The following is a 21,447-nucleotide window of genomic DNA, read 5'->3' as shown; positions in this document are numbered from 1 at the left end:
TAACGCATGAACACGCCGATGTACCTCAACGCCCTCAGGGCATTCGAAGCGGCTGCCCGGCATCAGAGCTTCTCGGCGGCGGCCGCCGAGTTGCATGTGACGTCTGCAGCAGTGGGGCAGCAAGTTCGTTCGCTGGAGTCATGGCTGGGGGTGCAGTTGTTCGTGCGTGCCCAGAGCGGTAATGCACGATTGGTGGCAACGGATGTCGCCCGTGAAGCGCTGCCAGATATCAGGGAAGGCCTTGACCGTCTGCGCATCGGCCTTGCGCGATTGAAGGAGGGGGCACTCGGCACGGGGCTGACAGTGACTGTCAGCCCGGCGTTCGCGGCCAAATGGCTGTTGCCGCGTATCGAGGATTTTCAGCGCGCACATCCGCGGATCGATGTGCTGCTGGATACCAATCTCAGGCCGGTGGATTTCCTCGCCGAAGGGATGGATATCGGCGTGCGCTATGGCACCGGTCACTGGCCGGGGCTGACGGCGACCCGGCTGATGGATGAGGAGATGTATCCGGTCTGCGCGCCCACGTACCCGCTGCTCAGGCAGGGTCGGCTGCCAGTGGAGAAGCTCGCGGAAGCGACCTTGATCCATGACCTGTCGATGGCAGGCGACCCCGCTTACCCGACCTGGAGAACCTGGCTCGATGCCTCCGGGTATGGCGATATCCACGCCGGGCACGGGCTGCGTATCAACAATTCGGCGGCGGTGTTGCAAGCGGCAATCGACGGTCAAGGGCTGGCACTGGGGCGTAGCGTGATGCTGCACGACGACCTGGCGGCCGGACGGCTGATTCGCCCCTTCGGTGAAACCCGTTGCCCGCTGGCGTTCGCCTACTACATCGTGCACCGGCCCGAGGTGGCCGAACTGGCAAAGGTCAAGGCGTTCCGCCAATGGTTGCTCGATCAGGCCGCGCCCCGGCAAGACAGTCAACGCTGAGGCCTGCCGATCAGGCGATTGATGAGTGTCATCAATCTGTATATTGAGCAAGGCTCATCAGTGGCGGAATGGATGCGAAGTAGAATGATGGCGCCCGTGGCGGTCAGTCTGCGGGCTTGTCCATTCGTTTGCGGAACCTCCGACATGAATCTCGACCGCGCCAACCTCGCTGATTTCGTCTATTTCCTCGCCATTGCCCGCCATCAGAGTTTCAGCCGCGCCGGCAAGGAGGTCGGCATCAGTGCGTCTGCACTTAGCCATGCCATCAAGGGGCTGGAATCGCGCCTCGGCGTGCGGCTGCTCAATCGCACCACGCGCAGCGTCACGCTGACGGCGGCGGGTGAGGAGTTGCACGACACCATCAGCAAACCCATGGACGAAATCGGCCAGGCGGCGGAGGCGCTCAACCGTTTTCGCGACGAACCCACCGGGCGTATTCGTCTGAATACTCTCAGCGACGCCGCCGACCTGCTGCTGGGGCCGGTGCTGCCGGTGTTCAACGATCGTTACCCGGAAATGCAGGTCGACCTGACCGTGACCAACCTCATCGTCGACGTGATCGGCAGCGGCCACGATGCGGGCATCCGTTACGGCGGCACGGTGCCCGAGGACATGATCGCGCAGCGCCTTTCGCCGGACATTCGCTGGGTGGTGGCGGGCAGTCCCGCTTATCTGGAGCGCTTCGGTGTGCCGCAGCACCCGAACGACCTGCTGCAGCACCGCTGCCTGCGCATTCGTCTGGGCAACGGCGCCATGTACGACTGGGAGTTCGAGAAGGACGGCGAGCAACTGGCCGTGGCCGTACCGGGCTGCATCACCATCGACGAGACCCGCGTCGGCTTCTCACTGACTCGTCAGGGCGCCGGGCTGATGTATGCGCCTGAACCGGCCATGGCGCCGCTGGTTGCGCGGGGTGAGGTGGTACGGGTGCTCGATGACTGGGCCAGCGTGGCGCCGGGCTTTCACATGTATTTTTCCAGCCATCGACAAGTGCCGATGGGGCTGACGCTGTTGATCGACCTGATTCGCGAGCTACAACCCATGGGCGCGTAAGCGGTTCCGAAAGCCTTTGGACGCCTTATCGCGAGGCCTCGTATTGTGCTTCGCTCACCGGCTCCAGCCATTCCACGCTTTTGCCGTCGCGGGACTCTTGAATCGCGATATGGCTCATGCCGGTGGTGGCCGTCGCGCCGTGCCAGTGTTTGACGCCAGGCGGAGTCCAGATCACGTCGCCGGGTTTGATCACGATCTTCTCGCCTCCGTCCTGTTGTACCCAGCCCGTGCCGGAGGTCACCACCAGCGTCTGCCCCAACGGGTGGGTATGCCACGCCGAGCGGGCGCCGGGCTGAAAAGTGACGGCACCAGCCGACACGGTTGACGGGGCGCGCGGCGCAAACAGCGGATCGACGCGCACGTTGCCGACGAAGTTGGCCGGCGCACCCATGATGGATGCCTGCTCGCCGTTGCGGACCACGCTCATGGTTTTCCCGGCCGGCGCGTCGGCGGCGCCAATGGAGGTGGCGACCATCCACGTCGTGGCCAGTGCAGACATTGCAGCGGCTGCTCTCATCGATGACTCCTGCTGACAAAGCGAAAGAACCCACACGCTAGTGGAGGGCGAGGGGCGCAACTACCCCGAAAATCCTGCATGAGGCGTTGAGCGTTGCTCACAAATCCATGGGTCGGGGGCCGGCCATTGATGAGCGATGCTCAGCGGCACATCCCGTTTGCGCCCGGTACTCCGTTCAGTCCGGGTTGATTACCGTGGTTTGCCCACACAATGGCTGTGCGGCCTCGCGCAGCTGCAACCGAGGAATCCACTCATGAGTTTTTCATTCGAACATCAGGTCGCGCTGGTGACTGGCGCAGCTTCCGGTATTGGCCTGGCCACTGCGCAGGCCTTTGCACGGGCCGGAGCGGCGGTGGCACTGGCGGACGTCAACGGCGACGCCGCACGGGCGGCCGCGCAAGCGTTGATCGCTGAAGGCTGTCGGGCCATCGCCATTCGCTGTGACGTGGCGGATGTGAATCAGGTTCAGGCCATGGTCGAGGAAACGGTCGCGACGTTTGGCCGTCTGGACGCTGCATTCAACAATGCCGGTGTCCAGAACGTGCTGGCCGAAACCGCCGATGCGACGGTGGAGGATTACGACAAGGTGATGGCGGTCAACCTGCGGGGTGTCTGGAGCTGCATGAAGTTCGAACTTGAACACATGCGTCGGCAGGGCAGCGGCACCATCGTCAACTGTTCTTCCCTGGGAGGGCTGGTCGGTGGCGCCGAACGTGGCAACTATCACGCTGCCAAGCACGGCGTCATCGGCCTGACCAAGAGCGCGGCACTGGAATACGCCGCCCGCAACATCCGTATCAACGCGGTGTGCCCCGGCCTGATCTGGACGCCGATGGCCGACCAGATGGTCGCGGCGGGGCAGGGTGAAGCGCTGGCAGGCATGACCCGGATGATCCCGATGGGACGTCATGGCCAACCGCAAGAGATCGCCGACACCGTACTCTGGCTCAGCAGCTCGACCTCAAGCTACGTCACCGGGCAGTCGATCTCGGTGGATGGCGGTTTCATCATGCGCTGAACCGCCAACACCGCCTGCCTGCGCAGGGCGCCTCACACCATGGCTTCAAGCACCTTGGTGGTGTCCGTGTACATCAGGAAGCTGGTGATCTTTCCGTGCTCCACCGACCACAGGTGGGCAAAGTCGGACGACATGGATTTGCCGGTGCTTTTGTAGGTGCCGGCATAGGTCCCGAACGATGTCACGCGGTTGCCCTCGACCATGAAATCGTGGGCCTTGGCGCTGAAACCGTCCCAGTCGGTCGCCAGGCGCACCAGCAGGTTATCGATCACCGCCTGCGGGCCGGTCCAGGTGCCGCTGTAATAAGGGAAGCGCTCGGCTTCGGTCCACTTCACCTGCTCGTCCAGCAGTGCCACGACCCCCGGCACATCACCGCGCCCGAGTGCGGCATAGAACTGACGAATGACATCCACGACGGCTTGTTGTTCGGTAGTGCGATTGGCGTTCGACATGATCGGTTCTCCAGTGATGAACGATCCTTCGGATGGGCGCGGCGGCTGGGCATTGTGCTCGTTCGCCGCGTGTCCTGATGGTGGGTAAACGTGTTCAGTCGGCCTGCGTGGGCAGGGTGTGCAGGAAAGCGCTGACCAGTCCGGCGATTTCATCGGGTGCGTCCTGCAAGGCGAAGTGCCCGGCGTCGAGAATGTGCGTCTCGGCTTTCGGCACGTCGCGCTGGAATGCCGCGACCTCATCGACCTGGAATGACGGGTCATAACGGCCCCAGATGATCAGCGTGCGCGGCTGGTGCGCGCGGAGCCATGCGCCCCAGGCCGGGTAGCTGGCGACGTTGTTCCGGTAGTCGTAGAACAGATCGGTCTGGATGTCCGGCTCGCCGGGGCGGGTCAGGAACGCGTACTCGTCTGTCCAGCGGTCGGGATCGATCAGTTCGGGGTGCGGGTTCGAACCGATATGGCGCTGTTTGGTGGTCTCCAGCGACAGAAAGACTGCGCGCAGTGACTGTTCATTGGCCGCGCGATTCGCCCAGAATTCGCGGCGCTTGGCCCACAGCGGGCCGAGCCCTTCCTCGTGGGACACCGCGTTCTGCACGATGAACGCCTGCACCCGTTCAGGATGCGCAACCGCCAGACGCATCCCCACCGGTCCACCGTAGTCCTGCATATACAAAGCGTAGTGCTTCAGCCCAAGGGTATCGGTGAAATGCTCGATGACATTCGCCAGGTGATCGAAGGTGTAGGCAAACGTGCTGGCCGCTGGTGCATCACTGTGGCCGAAACCCGGATAGTCGGGCGCGATGACGTGATACTGAGATGAAAGACGGGTCAACAGCGGTTCATACATCCGCGAAGACGAGGGGAAACCATGTAACAGCAACAGCGTGGGCGCGTCTGCCGGGCCGGACTCCCGATAGAAGATCGACAGCCCGTCCACTTGTACCGAGCGATAGTGCACGGCAGATGTTTGAGTGGCGGCAGAACCGCTTTCTGCAAACAGGGCACCCGTCAGCAAGAACAGCCCGGCGAGCAATGGTCTTGAGCGCTGTTTGAATCGTTCGAAAAACCCTCTGTTCATTGATGATTCAGCCAGTGTCTGTCCATTGGGTTCAGCAGCGCTGTCAACATTCAACATGGTCAAGTCCTCGGCGGAAGGGGTAACCGGTATGGGGTTGTGTTTGAGGTTATTGCTGGTTTAGTAACTTGTCAAATGTATTTTTGCCGGTTACTTTTGCTTGACCCCGGGACCTGCCGGAAATCTCTGAAAAACCAAGGACTGACCGATGCTCGAATTACGCCCCAACTGTGAGTGCTGCGACAAAGACCTGCCCGCCGCATCACCCGATGCCCTGATCTGTTCGTTCGAATGCACCTATTGCCAGCAGTGCAACGACAGCGTGCTGCATGGCATCTGTCCCAACTGCGGCGGTGAATTGGTGAAAAGGCCGGTGCGCCCGGCGAACAAGCTGGAGAAATTTCCCGCCTCCACCAGGCGGATAGGCAAGTGGTACGTCTGACGCCTGTGGTTGATCCGGCCGTCCGTTTGGGCGAGCCGGCATCAGGCGACAAGTGGCTGGGTTTTAGGTACTGATTCAGTAGTCAGTACTGATTTAGTAGTTGACCTTGTCGAGCTTAGTCACTACGGTATCAGTACTCACTAACGCTTCTCGCCCGACAGGCCGGAGACTTCCATGAATTGCGATATCAATGATGTCCGTTGCTCCATCGGCCGTGCCATGTGCCTGGTGGGGGAATCCTGGAGCATTCTGATCCTCCGCGATCTGGCTCAGGGCCTGTCGCAGTACGACGAATTTCGCAAAAGCCTGGGGATTTCCCCGAGCATGTTGAGCAAGCGGCTGAACCAGTTGATGGAAGCCTGCCTGGTCAAGAAAAGCCTTTATCAGGACAACCCGCCTCGCTATGCCTACTCGCTGACCGAGAAAGGCGAGGACTTTCTGCCGGTGATCGCGACGTTGTTGGCGTTCGGCAACAAGCACGCATCGCCCAACGGTATCGACACCCAGTTGATGGACAGCGCCACATTGCGCCGGATCGATCCGGTGGTCGTGGATGAACGCACCGGCGAAGCGCTGGACTTCAAGAAGATCGTTTTCGGCGGTGGCCCGGCCAACCCCGAGCAGAAAATCAAGACGCTGACCCGACGTGGGCTGCCACTCGACGCATCGGGCTGATCGACCCGCAATCAACCTCTGAAAAGTAAAAGCTCTGGCTGGCTGCTCGCGTTCGTTTGAGCACGGCAGGCGGGGCATTCTGCGCGCGTTAAAAGGTGCCGCAGGCTTCGTTGTGCGTGGTGGTACAGGATCTTAAAAAAACATTAGTAACCTATCAAAATATAATTGACAGGTTATTTGCGTCTGATAGTGTTTTCACCATCAAGTTGTTTGTCTGTCGTTGTTGTCATGCAGTTTCGTGCGGTTTGCCTTTGAACATCTGTTCTGAAAATCAAGTGTCCACTGGAACTTGTTATTTGGATGCAGGGGCTTGTTGCACCTGAATATCCGGCTACGGGTATTCGATTGATTCTTACGGTTAAACACACTCGCCGCTTGTTTCCTGAAGCGAAGTGAGCGCAGTCGTGCGCGCCATTACTCAAACTCTGTCGTGCTTCTCCAGGAGGCATCATGCAAATCAGTAATGAAACGGTCGCTCAGACCCCTCGTGTTCCTGTCCTGTTGTTCGCGGTGGCGGTGGGGGTGATCATCACCAACCTGTTCGCGCCACAGACGCTGGTCAGCCTGATGACCGGCGCGTTCAATCTGGATGCGTCCTACGGTGGCCTGATGGCGATGATCTCGCCCATCGGCTACGCCCTCGGTCTGCTGTTCATCGTGCCGCTGGCCGATCTGGTGGAAAACCGCCGTCTGGTGCTGACGATGCTCACCGTCGCCGGACTGTCGGCCGCAGGGGTGCTGCTCGCACCGAACTTCGTGTCGTTGCTGATCCTGCTGTTCGTGCTGGGTGCCGCGTGTTCGACCATCCAGGTGCTGGTGCCGTCGGCGGCATCGATGGCGGCGCCCGAAGAGCGTGGCCGGATCATCGGCGACATCATGAGCGGCCTGATGATCGGCATCCTGCTGTCGCGCCCCATTGCCAGCTTCCTCGCCGGTATCTGGGGCTGGAAAGCCTTCTACGTATTCAGTGCTGCGTCCATTGCCTTGCTGGGTCTGACACTGTCGATTCGCCTGCCGCAACGCCGGCCCGGACAGGTCATCACCTATCGTCAACTGATTGCGTCGATGTGGCACCTGTTCCGTGACGAAACCGTGCTGCGCAACCGCTCCATTTCTGCGGCCATCGTGATGGCAGCGTTCAACTTCTTCTGGACCACGATCGCTTTCGTGCTGGAAGGCGCGCCGTTTGAAATGGGCCAGAAGGGCATCGCCGTGTTCGCCCTGGTCGGTGCCGGTGGCGCTATTGTCACGCCGATGGTGGGGCGCTGGTCGGATCAGGGCCATGGTCGCCGCGTCACCAACATCGCGCATGTGGTGTTGATGGGCGGTTTCGTGCTCGCTGCCGTCTCCGGCGTCATCACCTCGGTGCCGGCGTTCGTCATGCTGATCGGCCTGGGCCTCAGCGCGGTATTGCTGGATGTCGGCGTGCTGGGCAACCACACCGTCGGCCGCTACATGATCAACCTGCTCAACCCGGCAGCCCGTGGGCGGATCAACGCGATCTTCGTGGCGGTGTTCTTCGTCGGTGGCGCCATCGGCTCGGCGCTGTCGGGCTTCCTCTGGGCCTCGGGTGGCTGGATGGCCGTCTGTGCCGGCGGCGTGGTACTGGGCCTGATCGCTGCAGTGGCGCCGAAGTGATCGTGTTGGCCAGAAAGCGTTCGCTGAACCGTGTCTACCACCTGCTCGACATCCGGAATTGGGCGTCGGTGCAGGCCCATGGACTGCTCAGCACGGCAAGACTCGCGCAATTGAGCGACAACCAGGCCCCTCACCAGCTGTCGATTCAGCGGCTGGTGGAGGAGAGGTTTTCCTGTGGCGCCTACGTACGCGACCAGCGCCCGATGCCGCCCCGGGCACTGATGCGCTGCCTGACTTCGGGCGTGCGCCCGGAAGACTGGTACCGCCTGCTGAATTCCAGAGTGTTTTTCTGGATCGATGCCAAGCGCTTGAGCCGTCAGCACCTGGCCTGTGGCGACCGGGACCAGATGGTGCTGGTCATCGACGCGCAACGCCTGCTTGAAGTGCATGCCGAGCGTGCAGCGGTCAGCCCGATCAACACCGGCAACGCCTTGCGGGCGGCCGCGCCGCGCAATCTTTCGACCTTCGTGCCTTACGCATCCTGGGTAGATGACGGCTGGGCCCACGAACGCATCCCGCACGCGGCGCCCAGATCGGCCACCCACAAACCGGTTGAACTGACCGTCGCGGAGGCCGTGCCGGATGTTTGTGATTACGTCATTGAAGTGGTGTCACTGAAGGCGGGGCAGGCGTTTGCGTGAGGCGCAGCGTTGTCTGGGGTGACGCCATCGCGAGCAGAGCTCCCTCCCACAGGATTGATGTTGTCCGGACTGCTACGGGTTTGGTCACCCATTGGAGATGCGGCAAACACAAACTCTGTGGGAGCGGGCTTGCCCGCGAAGACGGTGGGTCAGTCGGCACAGCGTTGTCTGGGCTGACGCCTTCGCGAGCAGAGCTCCCTCCCATGGGATTGATGTTGTCCGGACTGCTTGGGTTTGGTCACCCATTGGAGATGCGGCAAACGCAAACTCTGTGGGAGCGGGCTTGCCCGCGAAGACGGTGGGGCGTCAACACAGGATTGTCTGGACTGACGCCTTCGCGACCCTCGCAAGCTCGGATCCCTCCCACGGCCTTCGGCCAGAAGCAACAGCATTCGGTGTTCACCGATCCGTAGCAGTCCGGCTTGCCGGCGGTGGCAATCTCAAGGAATTCACCGCCGGCAAGCCGGACTGCTACAGGTTGTGATGTCGGCTCAAAACCTGGCAGGCACCACAAAACCTGTGGGAGGGAGCTCTGCTCGCGAAAGCGGTGGATCAGTCAACACAGGATTGTCTGGACTGACGCCTTCGCGACCCTCGCAAGCTCGGATCCCTCCCACGGCCTTCGGCCAGAGGCAGCGGTGTTCGCTGGCCCGTAGCAGTCCGGCTTGCCGGCGTAGCGGTCTTGCGGGCAAGGCAGGCGATTGTTCAGGAATGCCCTTGCGGTTGCCGGTCCGCCAAATCTTCCAGCAGATCTGCCGATGGAACAAAAAACAGTCCGCCGGTCACTGCCGTGCTGTAGTCGAGCAACCGGTCGTAATTGCCGGCAGGTCGGCCGACGAACATGTTCTCCAGCATGATTTCCAGGGTTTCCGGCGTGCGGGAGTAGCCCACGAAATAGGTGCCGAACTCGCCAGAACCTGGCTTGCCGAAGGGCATGTTGTCGCGGACGATTTTCAGTTCTTTGCCGTCTTTGGTCACGGTGGTCAGTGCGCTGTGGGAGCAGGTGGGTTTCACTGCGTCATCGAGTTCGATGTCGGACAGTTTCGTGCGGCCAATGACGTTTTGCTGAGCTTCGACGGTCAGGCTGTTCCAGGCATTCATGTCATGAAGGTACTTTTGCGTCATGACATAACTGCCGCCGGCAAAGGCCGGGTCTTCGTCGCCGATGATCGCGGATTCGACCATCTTTCTTCCAGTTGGATTTTCCGTGCCGTCGACAAAGCCGATGATGCTGCGCATGTCGAAAAACCTGAAGCTCTGCACCTCATCGACCACGGTTGCGGCATCGCCCAGTGCTGCGCACAGCTGCGTGGCCAGCTCGAAGCAGGCGTCCATCCGTTCTGCCCGGATGTGCAGAAGAATATCGCCGGGTGTGGCCGGCGCACGCCGCTGCGGCGGGCCGAATTCCTTGAAGGGATGCAGCAATGCAGGGCGGGGCAGACCGAACAGCTTGTCCCAAGCGTCGGACGCGAACCCGCAGACGCAAGACAGGTTCCCATCGGGCGCTCGCTTGCCGACGGATCGGGTCAGTGCCGCCACATCCCCACACCAGGCTCTCACCCTGTCCAGCGAGCCGCCGGGCGTGAGGGTGGCAACCATGAAAATGGCGTACCGGGTGATCGGCGTGCAGACGTTTTGGGGTTCACCGGTCGTATCAGTCATAGCGAAATAGCCCTTGAACGCTTTCAGCGCAAAGCGGATGAATGAGGGCGCGTGCGGCGCTGCGTGAGCTTAGATAATTCGCAAGGCTTTTCAAATCAGCCTGCCCGGCCTTCACAGGCTCAGGAAGCAGGGGCTCGGTTGACTCACTTGGCGCAGGCCGTGTCCGGCCAGGTAGCCATCCGATATTGGCTGTCGGATAATGCGCCACAGGTTCATATCTGACGTCAGGTCAGCTACCAAGGAGTCATTGATGGTCAAGACGCGTCCACGCCCTGCGGTCAACGGCGTTGCCTCAGCAGACCGGGTGCTTACGGTCCTCTCCGCCTTTCGTCTGGGAGATACGGCGCTGAGCCTTGTCGAGCTCGTCGAGCGAACGGATCTCATCAAGAGCACCATCATGCGACTGATGGTTTCGCTGGAAACCTATGGCTTCGTCAATCGTCTTGCGGACGGTCGCTATATGCTCGCCAGTGAAGTCATGCGCCTGAATGCCGTTTATCAGGATGCACTGGATCTTGAGCGACATGTTCTCCCCAGGCTGCACAAGCTGACGGACGAAACGGGGGAAACGGCCTCGTTCTACGTTCGTCACGGTGCCTATCGTCTGTGCCAGTACAGGGTCAATTCCCCCCATCGTCTGCGGCTTCATTTGCAGCCCGGTGATATGCGTCCGATGGACGGTGCGGCCAGTGCCGAAGCGCTGCGCACGCCGTACAGCAGCGCGAAAGAGGGGCTGGAGCCTTTCTACTCCAGTGGCGCCACCGACCCGCACGCGGCGTCGATGGCGCTGCCCATCTATGGCCCGCTGCATGAAATCGTCGGTGCCATCGTGTTGTCGGGCCCGGCTATGCGCCTTACCAGCGATTACGCGAAATCGATCCGGAACGTGTTCGTGGAAGTGGCGGAGGACCTGACGCGCAGCCTGGGTGGCAGCAGCGCGCGGGAAGACAAGGGCGCCAGCCGCGCCCCTGCATTGGAAGATATCAACTGAAACCGTACAGACTCACCGGGTTGTCCAGCAGGATCCGCTTGCGGTCCTGCGCCGAGGGCGCCCACTGCGAGAGCAGGTCGAGTATTCCCGCATCGTTGGGCTTCTCGGCGGTGATGGTGGGATGAGGCCAGTCGCTGCCCCACAGCATCCGTTCCGGGTTGATCCGCACCAGTTCCGCCGCCACGTTGCCGGCGTCTTTGTAGGCAGGCGCACCTTCTTTCGAGCGAATGTAGGGCCCTGACAGTTTCACCCATGTCCGCTGTTTATCCAGCAGTCTCGTCAGAGTGGCAAATGCTGCCGATGTGACGCCCTCCGGTTGCGGCACGTGGCCCATGTGATCGATCACCAGTCTGGAAGGCAGTTTCGCCAGGCGGTCTTCGAGGTCCACCAGCTGCGTGCCGGGTGCCACGACCTGCACGTTCCAGCCCAGATCGTTGACCCGTGCCGCCAGCCGCTCAAGGTCTTCAAGGCTGGCCCCGCCATAACTCAAGTTGAAGCGAATGCCGCGTACGCCGGCGGCATGCAACGCTTGCAGTTCGCTGTTCGGAATCGAGCCATCGACCACGGCGACCCCACGAGCATCACCATTGGCCCTGCGCAGACCTTCGAGCATGACCCGGTTGTCGGTGCCATAAGTAGACGGCGTCACGATGACCATGCGTTTGAGGTGCAGGCGCTGTTGCAACTGTCGATAGTCTTCCAGCGAGGCATTGGGTGGCAGCAGCGTGGCCCCGGGGGCCGATGGATAATGATCGTCGTAGAGGTGCATGTGGCAGTCCACGCTGCCGGGCGGTGGTATCAGCGTCGAGCTGTTTTCGCCGCTGGAATAGCGGAATCCTGCGAACGCATCGAGTGACAGCAAAGCGCCGAGTGAAACGCTGCCTTGAACGAACTGGCGTCGAGTCATTGCCATGGGACATTCTCATTGTTGTTTAAGTAAGGGCAGGCACCCGCCCACGGTGTCTCAGGCAGGGCCGAAGCGCTGTGCGCTGGTCATGCCTGAGCCCGACGGGCTGATGATGAAAAAGGGGAGAAGCGCTCTGATGCGTGCCTGGGCGACGCATCAGAACGGGGAGTACGACAGCGCTCAGCCGGCCTTGACCGGGCTGGCTTCCCGGATGGCGACAGGCTGACGCCCGCGTCCCATGACCATCACGGCGATGGCGCCAGCGGCACACAGCGCGGCCAGTGGCAGCATGGCCAGGGCATAGCTGCCGGTGGCATCGTGGATGGTGCCGTAGACATTGACCATCACGCCGCCACCGATCAGGTTGGCGAGCGCGCCGATGGCCGCAAGGCCGGCAGCGGCGGTGCTGCTGGAGAGCCAGGTGGACACCAGCGCCCAGAACGGTCCTTTCATCGAGTAGGCGCCGATCAGCACCATCGTGAGCAATACCACGGTGGCGACCAGCGAGGACGTGACCAGGGCCAGCAGCAGACCGGCCGCGATCAACAGCAATGTGGCGCAGGTATGCCAGCGTCGCTCGTTGGTGCGGTCCGAACTACGGCCCCAGGCGATCATGGCCACCGAGGCGATCCCGTACGGAATGGCGTTGGTCAGGCCGATCTCAAGGTTGGTCAACCCGAAGGTCTTGAGCAGTTGCGGCGCCCAGACGCTCATGGTGCTGCCAGCGGCGGAAGCACCCGAGTAGATGAGCGCCATCACCCAGATGTCCTTGTGCTTGAGCAGTTTCCACAGCGACATATGACCGATGTTGGTTTTGCGTTGCTGTTCCTCGGCCAGTTTGCCAACCAGCCAGTGGCGTTGCTCGTCACTGAGCCATTTGGCCTGCTCCGGACGGTCGGTCAGGACGAACAGGCAGGCAATCCCCAGCAGCACGGCAGGAATGCCTTCGAGGATGAACAGCCAGTGCCAACCGCGCATGCCCATCCAGCCATCCAGTGTCAGCAGGAAACCGGACAGGGGCGAGCCGAGGAAGTTGGCGCCGGGAATGGCGACCATGAAGATGGCAACCATGCGCGCGCGATAGGCGGAGGGCAGCCAGTAGGTCATGTAAAGCAGTACGCCGGGGAAGAAACCCGCTTCGGCGGCACCCAGCAAAAAGCGCATGACGTACAGCGAGTTGGTGCCCTGGACGAACGCGGTGCCGGCCGAAATCAGGCCCCAGGTGATCATGATCCGGGCGATCCAGATCCTCGCGCCGAATCTTTGCAGGGCGAGGTTGCTGGGCACCTCGACCAGAAAATAGGACACGAAAAACAGACTGCTGGCGAACCCGAAGATGGCGGGCGTCAGCCCCAGGTCGTGGTTCATCTGCAGTGAGGCCATGCCGATGTTGCCCCGATCGATGATTGCGATCAGGTAGCAAACGATCAGAAACGGCAGCAGCCGCCATGCGACGCGGTGCATGGTCGCGCGTTCGAGTTCGCTGACCGGGGAGGTGCCGGGAAGTGCGGCCATGATGCTCTCCTGTGCTTGTTTTTTTGGAGAAACGGTTGAGACGGCCCGTACCTGCAACGGGTTACGGGCTTTTCGGATCTGTCAGTGCCCCAGCAACTGCCGGTTCACCACGCAGCGCGGGTCCAGCGGCTCGCCTTCCCAGACTTTGACGATTTGCTGTACGGCTACGAGGCCGACCCGATCGCGGGATTCGCTGGTATTGGCGCCCACATGGGGTGTGGCAACCAGGTTGGGCAGGCTCCACAGCTCGCTGTCGGCGGCAGGTGGCTCCGGGTTGAAGGTGTCGAGACCCGCGCCGGCAATGCGCTGGTGCTTCAGTGCGTCGATCAGGGCCTGGGTGTCGATCAGTTCGCCTCGCGCCGTGTTGATCAGAATGCTATTGGGTCGCATCCGGTTGAACTGCCCGGCACCGAACAGATTACGGTTCTGCTCGGTCAACGGACAGTGCAGGCTGATGATATCGCTGCTTTCGACCAGTCGGTCGAAATCGGTTTCGCGTTCAACGTACGAACGCTCTGGCAGCGTCTTCAGATAAGGATCGAAGACCTTCACCTTCATCTGCAGTGGCGCCACCAGATCCATCAGGATCCCGCCGATGGAACCCAGTCCGACCAGGCCCAGGGTCTTGCCGAACAGCTCGATGCCGTTGGCGGTCGCCTTGTCCCAATGGCCGCCGCGCATTCTGCTATCCAGCAGTGCGGTCTGGCGCGCCACGCTGAACATCAGCGCAAACGCATGCTCGGCGACTGATTGTGCATTCGCTCCCACCGCGATCGTGACGGGTACGCCTTTATCGGCGGCGGCCTGAATGTCGATGGTGTCGTAACCCACGCCGTGTTTGGCAATGGCTTTGAGATTGGAAGACGCCTGGATCATTTCGCGGGTCAGCTTGCCCTGGCGAACGATGATGGCGTCCGGCTGCTCGTCGCTGATGATCTTCACCAGCGCGTCGGCAGGCAGGTAAGGCGTGGTGGGGATGATCTGAATATCCAGATTGGCCGCGTGGCTCATGGCGTCAGGCGCGAGTGCAGGGCCTGTCAGCAGGATCTTGCGAGTCATGGGTATGTACCTTGTTTTTATGGCAACGAAACGGCTCGGGCGAGCCCGGAGTTTGGCGTTGGCTAAACCCTATCACAATGAAACGACATTTCAATAATGAAAAATATCAAACGATAAACTGCGTTTTTTTAGGGTGTTGTGGGTATTGAATCTTTAAAAATGAAATGCAATTCTAAATACAGCAGCGGATTTATCCGCCGGCAGAACACAATTTCAAGAGAGAAATGCCATGACGATTGGATTCCGGGTCCTGAACGCCGCACGTAAGGTCAGCGATGAATGGGTGTCGCGTTACCGCGAAGTGCCGGTTGCGAACGTGAGCGATTCGATGAACCGCATGACGGCGGGCGGTGCGCGCCTGCGTCCCATGCACCGCGAAGGCGTGCTGGCCGGGCCGGCCCTGACGGTCAAGGCGCGTCCGGGCGACAACCTGATGCTCCATTACGCGATCGATATCGCCCAACCGGGTGACGTCATCGTGGTGGACGCCGGTGGCGATCTGAGCAACGCCTTGATCGGTGAAATGATGGTCGCTTACGCCGTCAAGCGCGGCGTGGCCGGTATCGTCATCAATGGCGCGATCCGCGACGCCGGCAGCATCGGCGCGGGGACCTTCCCGATGTTCGCCGCTGGCGTTTCCCATCGTGGCCCGTACAAGGATGGCCCCGGTGAAATCAACGTGCCGATTGCCATTGACGGCATGGTGATCGAGCCGGGTGACCTGGTCATCGGCGATGAAGACGGCCTGTTGTGCGTGCCCTACGAGCAGGTCGCCGAGGTCTATGACCGCGCAGCGGCGAAGCACCATGCCGAACAGAAGCAGCTGGACCAGATCGCCTGCGGTCAGAATGATCGCTCCTGGGTGATCGAGTCGTTGAAGAAGAAGGGCTGTCAGTTGCCGGCGTGATGCCTGGCGATGGCGGAAGGGGCTGACAAGGGCGAATAGACCATCCAGTATCGCGCAGCACCGCCGCTTTAGCGGACCTGATGATGAAAGACCCGGCCATGTTGCCGGGTTTTTTATGGCGGTGACCTGAGCTACCTGATGATTCCATTAAGGAATGAATAAGGTTTCTTATTTATCGCTTTTTCTACCCTTGCAGAATGTCGACCATGGCCGCTCCAATAAGGATAAGAAACGGAGGGCCCATGACTGCAATCGCCACTACTGACACCGCTGTCCAGGCGGCAAGGTCAAAATATCGCTGGGTAGTTTTGTCGGTCATCGTGGTTGTCTACATGCTGGCCGCTGCTGATCGGGCCAACATCGGCATCGCGCTGCCCTACATTCAGAAAGAGTTCGAGGTCACCAACTCGCAGGCGGGCTTGCTGGTCAGTGCGTTCTTTCTGTTTTATTCCCTGGGGCAGATCCCGGCGGGGTTTCTGCTCAGCCGCGTTGGCGTGCGTCTGGTGGCGCCGGTGTCCATCGGGCTGACTTCGCTGGTCACCTTGCTCATCGGCACCGCGCACAACTTCGGTTTGCTCAAGCTTTACCGCTCGGCGCTGGGGGTTGCCGAAGCAGCGCTGCCGTTGTCGATGCTCAGCACCATCAACCGCTGGTTCCCGGCACGGGAAAAAGGTCTGGCCACCGGCGCCTTTCTGTCTGCGGCGAAGATGGGGGCGGTCATCGCGCCACCTGTTGGCGCGGCGCTGATCATGCTCGATGGCTGGCGCACGATGTTTTTCGCCTTTGCCATTCCCGGGCTGTTGATGGCGTTGATCTGGTGGTGGCTGGTGCCCAACGATCCGCGTTCGGCACAGCGGGTCAATGATGCGGAAGCCCTCCACATCGAGGATCAGACGAAGGCCGATAGCGGCGCGGTGCGCAAGCATAAAAGCTTCGCGAAACTGGACAGGGTGCTGCGCTATCGACACACCACGCCACTGGCAAACTCGCGTTCGGTATTCGCCTCCTGGAACGTCTGGGGCTGCGGGCTGGGTTATCTGCTGATGACCGGAGTGGTCAACGTGCTGCTCGCCTGGTTGCCGAAGTACCTGGGAGAGGTGAAGCATTTCGAGTTGATGCAGATCGGTTTCGTGGCGTCGCTGCCGTTTGCCGGAGGCGTTCTGGGCAACATCGTGGGCGGCTGGCTGTCGGACACCGTGCTGGATCGCCGCAGAAAGCCGACGATGATGATCAGCGCCGTCGCCACGTGCCTGATGATGATCGCGCTGGTTTATGCGCCCAACGATCTGCTCTCCGTCAGCCTGTTGCTGTTTGGCACCGGCTTTCTGTTGAACATCGGCTACTCATCGTTTTCCGTGTACTCCATGGGCCTGACCACGCGCACGACCTATCCGGTGGCAGCGTCGCTGGTCAACAGTGCCGGTCAGGCGGGCGGGGCGATGGCGCCGCTGATTACCGGCATGCTTCTGGACAGTTACAGCTGGACAGCAGTGTTCATTTTTCTGGGTGTCTGTTCGCTGGCTGCGCTGATATTCGTGCTGTCCATTCACGAGCCTGCCGAGCTCAGCGAGCCACCCGCGACGGCAGGCTGATCAACCCGGTCTGACCGTTCGCACAAGGAGCACGGGGCCTTCCCGTGCTCCTTTTTCAGCTTTGCAGTTGCCGCGAAAAATCACACAGTTCCACGGCCCGCGCCGCCACTTCGGTGACGAAGGCGAAAGGCCGGTCATTTCGATACATTGCCATGTAGGGCACCGGTGGCAGTTCGGGGTCTGTCTTGATGATGGTCAGCTTGCCCTCGTCGACCAGCGGACGAAAGCACTCCAGCGGCAGATAGGTCACGCCCAGTCCGGCTGCCGTCAACCCGAGCATCGCTGTCAGGCTGTCCGACGACAGGGTCTTGGGCAGTTCGATACCCAGCGCGCCCAGCCATTTGTTCACGAACAAGCCCGATCCCGAGCGTTTTCCCTGCACCAGTACGGGGTACTTGGCGAGTTCGGCCAGCCCCACGACGCCCGCATGTCCGATCAGGCCGGGTGCTGCCATCCAGGCGTTCTCAACGATGGCCAGCGGCACGGAGGTCACCTCCGGAGCAGTGAACGTATCGGGAATGATGATGAGGTCGACCAGGTCATCCATGAGCTTTTCATGGAGGTTGCGGCTCATGTCCACTTCGGGCTCCACGGTCAGCCCGGGAAAATCCTTGACCAGCCGGGCGATCAGGCGTGGCAGCCAGGTCAGCGCCGTCAGCTCGGTCACGCCCAGTCTCAGCCGGCGAGTCACCACGTGAGTCCCGTCTTTCAGCGAGGTGATCCGGTCGGCCAGGCTGAGCATTTCCCGGGCGATGACCAGCAGTTCCTCACCGGTGGCCGTGAGGCGCGCGCCACGCTGCGAGCGATCGAACAGCTGCAGGCCCGTCGATGCCTCAAGCTCCTGCATCCGTTTGGAGATGGCCGATTGCGTGGTGTGCAGGTGTTCCGCCGCGCGTTCGAATGTGCCCAGGCGTTCGATCCAGTGCAGCGCGGTGAGCTGTCTCAGGGTAATCACATTCATTCCTTATCAGCATGTATGTGCATAGAATAATATCGCTTTTTCTATTTAGCAGCGTCTTTATCCTCGTAGACACATGCCATCCGAGGAACACACATGAACGCTATCGCCTCAACGTCAGAAGTCAGCGCCCTGTTGGCGGCGTATACCCGCACCTCCACTTCAATCATCAGCGATTGCCTGGATCGCCTTCCCGGCGCGCCGCTCAAACCGTTTCACCGCATCGAAGGGACGATGGCCGGCATTGCGCTGACCGTGAAGGTGCCCTGCGGCGATAACCGCGCGATTCATCAGGCGCTGGAAATCCTGCAACCGGGTCAGGTGCTGGTAGTGGACGGCGGGGGAGATATCAGCCGGGCACTGATGGGCGACATCATGGCGGCGATCGCGGAAAAGCGCGGAGCGGCCGGCGTCGTCGTGGACGGTGCCATCCGTGATCTGGCGACGATAGGCAAAGGGGTATTCCCGGTCTTTGCCCGTGCTGGATTCCACCGTGGCCCGTACAAAAACGGCCCCGGAGAAATCAACGTGCCGGTCAGCATCGGCGGCATGCTGGTGTCGCCGGGCGACATCGTCGTGGGTGATCACGACGGCATCGTGGCGTTCCCCGCCGCACAGGCCGAAAACCTGCTGCAACGCTGCCATGCCACCGAGCAAAAAGAAGCAGAGATGATGGCGCAAATCGCCGCCGGAACGTACAAAGGCGCCTACGCGGCCCACTGAAGCGGAAACCACAACAATGAAAATCGGAATTATCGGAGCGGGTGAAGTTGGTCTCACGTATGCACGGCCATGGTCGGCGGCGGAGCATGACATCGTCTTGTGTGACTTGAAGCCCTCCCCAAGAGCCCAGGCCTTCGCGGCAGAAATCGGCCTGGAGGTCAGCTCCTCGATTGCCGACATCGCACCGGGCTGCGATGTCGTGGTGTCCTGTGTCTTCGGCACGGTGTCGCTGAGCGTCGCCGAACAGGCGTTCGCCCACATGCAAAAGGGCGCGCTGTACGTCGACATGACCACCGCCGATCCGGCACAGATCAGAACCGCCGCCGCGCGCGCTGCCGAACTCGACATTGCGTACGTCGATGTGGCGATCCTCGGTGCCATCGCGCTGACCCACGAGAAAACCAACCTGCTCGGCGCAGGTGCCGGGATCGACCGCGCGATCGCACTGTTCGCCTCTGCAGGAGCCCCCCTCAAACCCGTGGAGGACGGCGCTGCAGGCGATGCGGCGGCACTGAAAATCCTGCGCAGCGTGTTCACCAAGGGGCTGGAAGCGTTGACCATCGAATGCTTCATGGCCGCGGAAAAGCAGGGCGTGACCGATAAACTGCATGACGCCTTGAGCGACATCGATCAAGCCAGTCTGCGCGACTTCCTCGGCGCGCTGATCCGCACCCACGTCGTGCATGCGCCGCGCCGTCTGAAAGAAGTCGAAGAAGCCGAACGGCAACTGCGTGCCGCCGACCTGCCGGTCTCGGTGCTGCCGGGGGTAAGGGATCTGTTTCAGCGCACCGCCGAACAGATCGATTCGAGCCCGCTGGACACCGCCACACCGACCTTGCAACAGGCGTTTGACTGGCTGTTCAAGGCCAACGACATTGGCAAATAACGCCTGAAAGCGGCGGAGTGGCTTGGCTCAGGGGCCGAGCTGCTCTGTTGTCGACCCAACGCCAGTCATCAGCCAATCCGCCTCAACGTTGCTGAAACGCCACCCTCACACCCAGAGTGACAAACAGCGTGCCGATCAGCTTTCCTTCCCAGCGACGCAACCCGGAAAGGCCCTTGATCAAACGGCTCAAGGGACGAATGGCGAGGGAGATGACGCTGGTGTAGGCCGCGCTCAGTGCCGAGAACACCAGGCCAAGTACCGCGAACTGGCTCAAGGACGAGCCGGACTCCGGGTGGATGAACTGCGGCAGAAATGCCAGGAAAAACAGCGCGGTCTTCGGGTTCAGCACTTCCGCGCCGACCGCCTGGACAAACGCCTGGGGCAAGGTCACGTCGGCCAGCCGGGCTCGTGCAGTGCCGCCGGGTTCGGCAAAAAATGCACGCACGCCCAGATAGATCAGATAACAGGCCCCCGCCAGCTTGACGATGTCGAAGGCGAGCGCTGAGGTCATCAGAATCGCCGACAAGCCTAACGCGGCGCTCAGGGTGTGGATCAGATCCCCCGTGGCAATGCCCAACCCCGTGGCGATGCCGGCTTTGCGACCACCTTGAAGCGTGCGGGTAATGACCAGCAATACCGCCGGACCCGGGATCAGAAAAAGCCCGATGACCACTGCGACGTAGGTCACGAGAGTGGGGAGATCAAACATTGCCGGCGCCTCCAGACAGGACAAGGGGCCAGTTATCCCGATCTGCGGGGTGAAAGCAACAAGGGATGTATATCCGGTTTCTCAGCGACTCGGGCCCCCATGCACCCTCAACTCAAAACCTCCCGCCGATACTGCCCCGGCGATTTTCCGTGAACGCGGCGAAAGGCAACGCCAAAGGCGGCATCGGACAGGTAACCCAGTGACGCTGCAATGGTTGCGACGCTGTGGGCGGTGTCGCGCAATCTCGCGGCGGCGATTTGCATGCGCCAGCGGCTGGCGTATTCGACGGGGGCCTGGCCGGTTCTGGCCTTGAACAGCGCGGCGAAGCTGGAGCGTGACATGCAGGCGATGTCTGCCAGTTGCGCGAGTTTCCAGGGTCTTTCCGGGGAACTGTGGATGGCGCGCATCACGTTGGCGATTGCGGGGTCTCGCAAGCCGCCGAGCCACTCCAGGTCGGCGGGATCGGCATGGGTGACGTGATGGCGCAGGGTATGAACGAAGATCAGCCGCAGCAGGTCGTTGCACATGCTGTACGCGCCGGCCTGGGTCGATTGCCATTCCCGGTCCAGTTCGTCCAGGAGCCAGGCAAAGGACGAGGCGCCAGTGCTCTGGGCGTGGATGATGATCGCCGATGGCAGCAGTGCGAGCAGTTCCCGTGCGCTGCTGCTGACCAGCGAAACGCTGCCGCCCAACAGTTCCACGTCGTTGCCGGCCCCGAGTGTCGCCAGCGACGTGGAGTCCGCGAAAACGTCGGCAGCGTTGAGCGCTTCGAGGTCGGGATCGCTGGAAAGCACGAACGGGGTGCGAGACACCACAAAACAGTCGCCCGGACGCAGGTGGCGTGGAGGCATGTTTTCGACCCGCAGCCAGCACTCGCCACGGCGCACCACATTGAACTTCAATTCGATAGGGCGAAAACGCAACGCCCATGCGCCGCCGGCCAGCAGGCGTACCGAGCAGGCGGCACGAAGCCCGGCCAGCGCGAGGACGTCGGACAGAGGGTCAATGACAGAATTCTGGATGATCACGATAGAAAGCCGGATGATTTGAACTGGTTCGTCCTGTCAGGTTAAAGAAGAATTCTGTTTTCC

General features: G+C 61.3%; 22 protein-coding genes. 12 read left to right on the top strand and 10 right to left on the bottom strand.

Annotation, left to right across the window (positions count from 1 at the left end; translation table 11 throughout):
* Positions 1 to 6: 6 nt before the first annotated feature.
* Together gcvA and ACIPL0_RS08865 are read left to right on the top strand one after the other, a co-directional pair.
* Positions 7 to 936 (top strand): transcriptional regulator GcvA, encoded by a 930-nt coding sequence (gcvA, locus tag ACIPL0_RS08870; RefSeq protein ID WP_400599119.1) that lies wholly within the window; start codon positions 7 to 9, stop codon positions 934 to 936.
* 144 nt (positions 937 to 1,080) lie between these two features.
* Entirely contained in the window at positions 1,081 to 1,989 is a 909-nt protein-coding gene (locus ACIPL0_RS08865) for a LysR family transcriptional regulator (protein WP_400599117.1), read from the top strand.
* A gap of 25 nt (positions 1,990 to 2,014) precedes the next feature.
* Here ACIPL0_RS08865 and ACIPL0_RS08860 read toward each other — a convergent pair whose 3' ends face one another.
* Entirely contained in the window at positions 2,015 to 2,488 is a 474-nt protein-coding gene (locus ACIPL0_RS08860) for a cupin domain-containing protein (protein ID WP_400599116.1), read from the bottom strand.
* Positions 2,489 to 2,759: 271 nt separating this feature from the next.
* Here ACIPL0_RS08860 and ACIPL0_RS08855 point away from each other — a divergent pair, with 271 nt between their 5' ends.
* On the top strand, positions 2,760 to 3,524 hold the full coding sequence (locus ACIPL0_RS08855) for an SDR family NAD(P)-dependent oxidoreductase (RefSeq protein WP_400599114.1): 765 nt from the start codon (positions 2,760 to 2,762) through the stop codon (positions 3,522 to 3,524).
* A 32-nt stretch (positions 3,525 to 3,556) separates the two neighbouring features.
* On the opposite strand, the gene ACIPL0_RS08850 is transcribed toward ACIPL0_RS08855, so the two are convergent.
* Both ACIPL0_RS08850 and ACIPL0_RS08845 read right to left on the bottom strand, forming a co-directional pair.
* The gene (locus ACIPL0_RS08850) at positions 3,557 to 3,976 is read right to left on the bottom strand and encodes a nuclear transport factor 2 family protein (protein WP_400599112.1); all 420 of its coding nucleotides are present in this window, start codon (positions 3,974 to 3,976) and stop codon (positions 3,557 to 3,559) included.
* A 94-nt stretch (positions 3,977 to 4,070) separates the two neighbouring features.
* A complete protein-coding gene (locus tag ACIPL0_RS08845; RefSeq protein WP_400731527.1) occupies positions 4,071 to 5,111 on the bottom strand; it encodes an alpha/beta fold hydrolase in 1,041 nt (346 codons plus the stop codon).
* Between the two features lie 148 nt (positions 5,112 to 5,259).
* On the opposite strand from ACIPL0_RS08845, the gene ACIPL0_RS08840 reads away from it, so the two are divergent.
* From ACIPL0_RS08840 to ACIPL0_RS08825, 4 genes are all read left to right on the top strand, one after another.
* The gene (locus ACIPL0_RS08840) at positions 5,260 to 5,493 is read left to right on the top strand and encodes a DUF1272 domain-containing protein (protein ID WP_400599109.1); all 234 of its coding nucleotides are present in this window, start codon (positions 5,260 to 5,262) and stop codon (positions 5,491 to 5,493) included.
* A 174-nt stretch (positions 5,494 to 5,667) separates the two neighbouring features.
* Entirely contained in the window at positions 5,668 to 6,168 is a 501-nt protein-coding gene (locus ACIPL0_RS08835) for a winged helix-turn-helix transcriptional regulator (RefSeq protein WP_400599108.1), read from the top strand.
* Positions 6,169 to 6,618: 450 nt separating this feature from the next.
* Entirely contained in the window at positions 6,619 to 7,806 is a 1,188-nt protein-coding gene (locus tag ACIPL0_RS08830; RefSeq protein ID WP_400599107.1) for an MFS transporter, read from the top strand.
* 2 nt (positions 7,807 to 7,808) lie between these two features.
* Complete coding sequence (locus ACIPL0_RS08825) at positions 7,809 to 8,447, top strand: DUF7002 family protein (RefSeq protein ID WP_400599105.1); 639 nt, start codon at positions 7,809 to 7,811, stop codon at positions 8,445 to 8,447.
* A 705-nt stretch (positions 8,448 to 9,152) separates the two neighbouring features.
* Here the strand turns inward: ACIPL0_RS08825 and ACIPL0_RS08820 are convergent.
* Complete coding sequence (locus ACIPL0_RS08820; RefSeq protein ID WP_400599103.1) at positions 9,153 to 10,109, bottom strand: Dyp-type peroxidase; 957 nt, start codon at positions 10,107 to 10,109, stop codon at positions 9,153 to 9,155.
* 250 nt (positions 10,110 to 10,359) lie between these two features.
* On the opposite strand from ACIPL0_RS08820, the gene ACIPL0_RS08815 reads away from it, so the two are divergent.
* Positions 10,360 to 11,100: an IclR family transcriptional regulator gene (locus ACIPL0_RS08815; protein WP_400599100.1), complete on the top strand. Its 741-nt coding sequence runs from the start codon at positions 10,360 to 10,362 to the stop codon at positions 11,098 to 11,100.
* On the opposite strand, the gene ACIPL0_RS08810 is transcribed toward ACIPL0_RS08815, so the two are convergent.
* The 3 genes from ACIPL0_RS08810 to ACIPL0_RS08800 form a co-directional block, all read right to left on the bottom strand.
* Positions 11,093 to 12,013 carry an amidohydrolase family protein gene (locus ACIPL0_RS08810; protein WP_400599098.1) on the bottom strand — a complete coding sequence of 307 codons (921 nt, stop codon included), beginning with the start codon at positions 12,011 to 12,013 and terminating at the stop codon, positions 11,093 to 11,095. The genes ACIPL0_RS08815 and ACIPL0_RS08810 overlap by 8 nt on opposite strands.
* Positions 12,014 to 12,187: 174 nt before the next feature.
* Positions 12,188 to 13,522 (bottom strand): MFS transporter, encoded by a 1,335-nt coding sequence (locus ACIPL0_RS08805; protein ID WP_400599096.1) that lies wholly within the window; start codon positions 13,520 to 13,522, stop codon positions 12,188 to 12,190.
* 81 nt (positions 13,523 to 13,603) lie between these two features.
* Positions 13,604 to 14,581 (bottom strand): hydroxyacid dehydrogenase, encoded by a 978-nt coding sequence (locus ACIPL0_RS08800; protein WP_400599094.1) that lies wholly within the window; start codon positions 14,579 to 14,581, stop codon positions 13,604 to 13,606.
* Positions 14,582 to 14,810: 229 nt separating this feature from the next.
* Between ACIPL0_RS08800 and ACIPL0_RS08795 the strand changes: the two genes are divergently transcribed.
* Positions 14,811 to 15,488 (top strand): RraA family protein, encoded by a 678-nt coding sequence (locus ACIPL0_RS08795; RefSeq protein ID WP_400599091.1) that lies wholly within the window; start codon positions 14,811 to 14,813, stop codon positions 15,486 to 15,488.
* A gap of 242 nt (positions 15,489 to 15,730) precedes the next feature.
* The gene (locus ACIPL0_RS08790; protein WP_400599090.1) at positions 15,731 to 17,080 is read left to right on the top strand and encodes an MFS transporter; all 1,350 of its coding nucleotides are present in this window, start codon (positions 15,731 to 15,733) and stop codon (positions 17,078 to 17,080) included.
* Between the two features lie 55 nt (positions 17,081 to 17,135).
* Here the strand turns inward: ACIPL0_RS08790 and ACIPL0_RS08785 are convergent, their stop codons facing one another.
* Positions 17,136 to 18,041 (bottom strand): LysR family transcriptional regulator, encoded by a 906-nt coding sequence (locus ACIPL0_RS08785; RefSeq protein ID WP_400599088.1) that lies wholly within the window; start codon positions 18,039 to 18,041, stop codon positions 17,136 to 17,138.
* Positions 18,042 to 18,134: 93 nt separating this feature from the next.
* Here ACIPL0_RS08785 and ACIPL0_RS08780 point away from each other — a divergent pair, with 93 nt between their 5' ends.
* Positions 18,135 to 18,761, top strand: a complete 627-nt coding sequence (locus ACIPL0_RS08780; RefSeq protein WP_400599085.1) for an RraA family protein — start codon at positions 18,135 to 18,137, stop codon at positions 18,759 to 18,761.
* A 16-nt stretch (positions 18,762 to 18,777) separates the two neighbouring features.
* On the top strand, positions 18,778 to 19,647 hold the full coding sequence (locus ACIPL0_RS08775; RefSeq protein ID WP_400599083.1) for an NAD(P)-binding domain-containing protein: 870 nt from the start codon (positions 18,778 to 18,780) through the stop codon (positions 19,645 to 19,647).
* Between the two features lie 82 nt (positions 19,648 to 19,729).
* Here the strand turns inward: ACIPL0_RS08775 and ACIPL0_RS08770 are convergent, their stop codons facing one another.
* Positions 19,730 to 20,356, bottom strand: coding sequence for a LysE family translocator (locus tag ACIPL0_RS08770; RefSeq protein ID WP_400599081.1), 627 nt, complete (start codon positions 20,354 to 20,356; stop codon positions 19,730 to 19,732).
* A 107-nt stretch (positions 20,357 to 20,463) separates the two neighbouring features.
* Complete coding sequence (locus ACIPL0_RS08765) at positions 20,464 to 21,384, bottom strand: AraC family transcriptional regulator (RefSeq protein ID WP_400599079.1); 921 nt, start codon at positions 21,382 to 21,384, stop codon at positions 20,464 to 20,466.
* Positions 21,385 to 21,447 lie beyond the last annotated feature (63 nt).

Origin of the sequence: Pseudomonas sp. NPDC090208, from assembly GCF_044746785.1 — a bacterium.
Taxonomy (GTDB): domain Bacteria; phylum Pseudomonadota; class Gammaproteobacteria; order Pseudomonadales; family Pseudomonadaceae; genus Aquipseudomonas.
This window is presented reverse-complemented; position numbering and strand designations above follow the sequence as displayed.